General features: G+C 69.3%; 3 protein-coding genes and 1 pseudogene. 3 read left to right on the top strand and 1 reads right to left on the bottom strand.

Translation table 11 applies throughout. The features are described from left to right. Positions 1-635, bottom strand: a pseudogene (locus tag VF536_RS27475) (hypothetical protein); the annotation flags it as partial. A gap of 435 nt (positions 636-1,070) precedes the next feature. On the opposite strand from VF536_RS27475, the gene VF536_RS27470 reads away from it, so the two are divergent. The 3 genes from VF536_RS27470 to VF536_RS27460 all read left to right on the top strand — a co-directional run. Next, complete coding sequence (locus VF536_RS27470) at positions 1,071-1,766, top strand: GNAT family N-acetyltransferase (protein WP_331618124.1); 696 nt, start codon at positions 1,071-1,073, stop codon at positions 1,764-1,766. A 3-nt stretch (positions 1,767-1,769) separates the two neighbouring features. Then, the gene (sctU, locus tag VF536_RS27465) at positions 1,770-2,879 is read left to right on the top strand and encodes a type III secretion system export apparatus subunit SctU (protein WP_331618123.1); all 1,110 of its coding nucleotides are present in this window, start codon (positions 1,770-1,772) and stop codon (positions 2,877-2,879) included. Further along, positions 2,876-4,313, top strand: a 1,438-nt coding sequence (locus VF536_RS27460; protein WP_331618122.1) for an FHIPEP family type III secretion protein, incomplete at its 3' end; no start/stop codon positions are given. The genes sctU and VF536_RS27460, both read left to right, overlap by 4 nt.

The raw sequence follows: 4,313 nt of genomic DNA, 5'->3' as shown, positions 1-4,313 counted from the left end.
CGCAGCGAGGCGCGCACGTCGCGGTCGCGCGGCAGCTCCGCGGCGGCGACGTCGTCGTAATGGCGCAGCGCGCGGCAGACCTGGAGCTCCAGCTCGATCGCGGTCAGCAGCGGCATCATCAGGGCCGGGGCTCGCGGTACCTGCGGCGCCCGCGCCGCGTCCACCAGCGCCATCGCGAACGCCAGCGTGCGGCCCGCGCGCCGGTGCTCGCCCATCGATTGCATCGCCTGCGCCATGCCGGCCAGCGCCTCGACCCGCAGCGCCAGCGGCGCGTCGTCCGCATCGGCGACCACGTTGAAGGTCTCGGCCGCGCGGCCCGGCTTGTTCAGATGCAGGAACAGGAAGCCGCGATCCATCGATGACAGCCAGCGCACCTGGGCGCGCGGCAGACCTTCGTACATGCGCAGCTGCTTCTGGAAGAGCTCCTCGGCCTGCTCGTCGCGGCCCGCGGCCAGCAGCGCCTGGCCCAGCACCTGGCCCAGTGCGGCGAGGCGGTCGGGATCGCCGCCCGCGCCACGATCGAGGCGGCCGAGCCCGAGCCGCAAGGCCTCCTGCACATCGCCGCGCGCCACCGCGGCGGCGACGTCTCCATCCGGGTCGGCAAGCCTCAAGCTACCCAAGGTCAGCAACAACATGTGAACTCCCCTTCAATGCGTATCGAGTGCGTTATCGAGTGCGTTGTCGGATGCATCCGGATGCGTCAGATCGTGCGTTGATCACGGATCCATCGCGGTTGCATCGCCCGCCGTGTGCGTTTCGGCGTGGGCTCATGCTAGGCAGCAGCCCCGCCGCGCGGCCTCATGTCTTCACGATGAAATCCTCAACAATCCTCAACACGAAGTGATCGGAGGAGGGAGCGTCGGGCCCGCTCTCGCTAGCGACGAGGGTGTCGTTCGGAGCGCTCGGTGCACTCTCACTCCCTCTCCCGCTTGCGGGAGAGGGCGGGGGTGAGGGCCAGCAGCGGTTGAAGTGAGACAGCCTCATTTCGCGTCAACGCAAATCGCTTCGCCCCCTCCTCGCCCGTCGTCATCGCCCGCAGGGACAGTGCGCCTCAACCCCGAGGAGCTTCCGTGTCCCTAGCCCTGCCGCTCGCTGAGAACAACGCCCCCGCGGTGCCTGCCCCGGACGCGGACGCCATCGCGCTGCGGCCCGCGACGACGCGGGACGCGGCTGCGGTGGCGGCGATCTACAACGCCTCACTGCGCACCCCGCCTTATCAGCCCGAAGGCGTCAGCGAGGTCGAGGCCGCACGATGGCTCGCCGCAGAACTCGCGCTGGTCAAGGACAAGGACGCCGTGCGCCACACCAACTACATCGGTCCCATGAGCGTGCCGATGGCCAGGCTGCAGATCGAGCTGCACCAGTTCCACAACCGCCCGATGATGGTCGCGACGCAGCGCGGTGAAACCGTGGGCTGGCTCGGTTCTCTGGGCCTGCACGACCGGCCCGGACTGGGCGGGCTCTTCGAGCTGGCCTACTACGTCGCCCCACGCTGGCGTGGACGCGGCGTCGGCTCGCAGCTGATCAAGTACCTCGTCACCAACGCGCCGACCTGGCGCGTGGACCGCCTGATGGCCATGGTCTGGAGCGACAACGCCGCCAGCCTGTCGGTGCTGCGCCGGGCCGGCTTCAGCACCTGGGGCGCACTGCCCGGCGCGGTGACCGCCTTCGGCAAGCGACGCGACATGGTGCTGCTCGGCCTGACGCTCGACGACATCCCGCGGGGCTTCGAGGACACGCAAGCCGCGGACACCTCGGCCCCCTGAGCCATGGGCGAAAAGACCGAACAGCCCAGCCAGAAGAAGCTGGACGACGCCAAGAAGAAGGGCCAGTCGCCCAAGAGCCAGGACATCAACGCCGCGGCCGGGCTGCTGGTCATCACCGTCTGCCTGAGCGCCGCCAGCGCCACCTCGCTCAGCCACCTGGAGCGGCTGTTCTCGCTGGCCAGCGGCGTCGGGCTGCAGGCCAAGACCGACAGCGACGTGTTCGCCGTCGCCTACGACATCGCCATCGAAGGCCTGTGGATCGTGCTGCCCTTCGTCGTGGCGGCGATCTTCGTCGGGCTGATCGCGTCCTTCGCGCAGGTCGGCTTCAACATCACCTTCGAGCCGCTGACGCCCAACTTCGACAAGGTCAACCCGGGCTCCGGGCTCAAGAAGCTGATCTCGCTGCGCTCCATCATCGAGTTCGCCAAGACCGTCTTCAAGGCCGTGCTGGTCGGCTGCGTGATCGCGATCATCACCATGGGCCTGATCCCGCTGATGGTCGGCGCCGCGACGCAGACGCCCATGGGCGTGGCCACGGTGGCGTGGACGGCGATGCTCAAGCTCTTCGTCGCGGCGGTGATCGCGCTGGTCGTGCTCGGCCCGGTGGACTTCGCGCTGCAGCGCTGGCTGTTCATCCGCGACCAGCGCATGGACAAGGACGAGCTCAAGCGCGAATACAAGGAAATGGAAGGCGATCCGATGGTCAAGGGCCAGCGCAAGCGCCTGGCCTTCGAGATGGCCAACAGCGATCCGAAGAAGACCGTGCCCAACGCGACCGTGGTCGTCACCAATCCGACGCACTACGCGGTCGCGCTGCGCTACCAGCCGGGCGTCACGCCGCTGCCGCTGATCGTCGCCAAGGGCGCGGACGCGCAGGCGATGGAGATCCGCCGCATCGCGGAGGCGTCGGGCGTGCCCATCGTCGGCGATCCGCCGCTGGCGCGCGCGCTGTTCAAGGTGGCGGTCGACGAGACCGTGCCCGAGGCGCTGTTCGAGGCCGTCGCCACCGTGCTGCGCTGGGTGGCGATGCTGGACGGCGTGGGCGGGAAGCCCGCAGGCGGTGGCGGTGGCAGTAGCGGCGGCAGCGCCAAACCAAGCGGGAGCAAGGCATGAGCAAGGCACTGGGTGACAAGAGCACCCTCGGCAACGACCTCGCGATGAGTTTCCTGGTGGTGGCGATCGTCGGACTGATGATCCTGCCGCTGCCGACGGTGCTCATCGACAGCCTGCTGGCCGTCAACCTGGCGGTGAGCGTGCTGCTGCTGATGACCTCGCTGTTCATCCCGAACGCGGTGGCGCTGTCCTCCTTCCCGTCGCTGCTGCTATTCACGACGCTGTTCCGGTTGTCGCTGAACATCGCCTCGACCAAGTCCATCCTGCTGCACGCCGACGCCGGTCACCTGATCGAGAGCTTCGGCGAGCTGGTTGTCGGCGGCAACCTGGTCGTGGGCATCGTGGTGTTCATCATCATCACGGTGGTGCAGTTCATCGTGATCTCCAAGGGCTCGGAGCGCGTGGCCGAGGTCGGCGCGCGCTTCACGCTGGACGCGATGCCGGGCAAGCAGATGAGCATCGACGCCGACCTGCGCGCGGGCCTGCTCACCGGCGACGAGGCGCGCCGCAAGCGCGCGCTGCTCGGCATGGAAAGCCAGATGCACGGCGGCATGGACGGCGCGATGAAGTTCGTCAAGGGCGACGCCATCGCGGGCCTGATCATCACGCTGGTCAACATCCTGGCGGGCATCGTCGTCGGGATCATGTACCACGGCATGACCGCGGGCGAGGCGGCCAACCGCTTCGCGGTGCTGTCCATCGGCGATGCGATGGTGTCTCAGATCCCGTCGCTGTTCATCTGCGTGGCCGCCGGCGTGCTGATCACCCGTGTGGCCGACGAGCACCAGAAGAAGCCGCGCTCGCTGGGCCAGGAGATCGTCGCGCAGATGACCGCCAACGTGCGGGCGATGTACCTCGCGGCCGGCCTGACGATCGCGTTCGCGGCGGTGCCGGGGTTCCCGGCGATCCAGTTCCTGGCGCTGGGCGTCGGCCTGGCGCTCGCGGGTCGTTACCTCGCCCGCCAGCGCCGCAGCGGCGAGGCGCAGAGCGTGTCCGCGCCCATCGCCGCGCTGCAGCGCGAAGGCGCCAAGGGCGATGCGCCGTCGATCATGCAGGAGGCGCCGCACTTCTCGCGACCGCTGGCCGTGCGCATGTCCCCGGCGCTGGCCGCGCTGCTGCTGCCGCACATGCTCGACCAGGCGGTGGAGCGCGAGCGGCTGCAGCTGCAGTCGATGCTGGGCGTGCCCTTCCCCGGCGTGTGCATGTGGGTCGAGCCCACGCTGCAGGACCTGCGCTTCGAGGTGCTGATCAACGACGTGCCGGTGCGCCACATCGAGCTGCCGGGCCGCCTGATGCTGGTGCCGGCGGCGCTGTCCGGCGAAGCCTGGGCCGCGTCCGCCGCCACGCACGGCGCGCTGCTGGACCAGCCCGACTCCCGGTGGCTACCGCCGGCGCAGGTGCCCGAGGCCGAGCGCGCGAAGTGCCTGGACATCG

The organism is Roseateles sp. (assembly GCF_036486225.1).
Lineage (GTDB): Bacteria > Pseudomonadota > Gammaproteobacteria > Burkholderiales > Burkholderiaceae_C > Roseateles.
Note: the sequence above shows the minus strand (reverse complement) of the source record. Positions and strands in the feature narration are given on the sequence as shown.

Bases quoted from the DNA above. Each gene is read 5' to 3' on its own strand.
- sctU (WP_331618123.1), top strand. From the start codon at position 1,770: ATGGGCGAAAAGACCGAACAGCCCAGCCAGAAGAAGCTGGACGACGCC.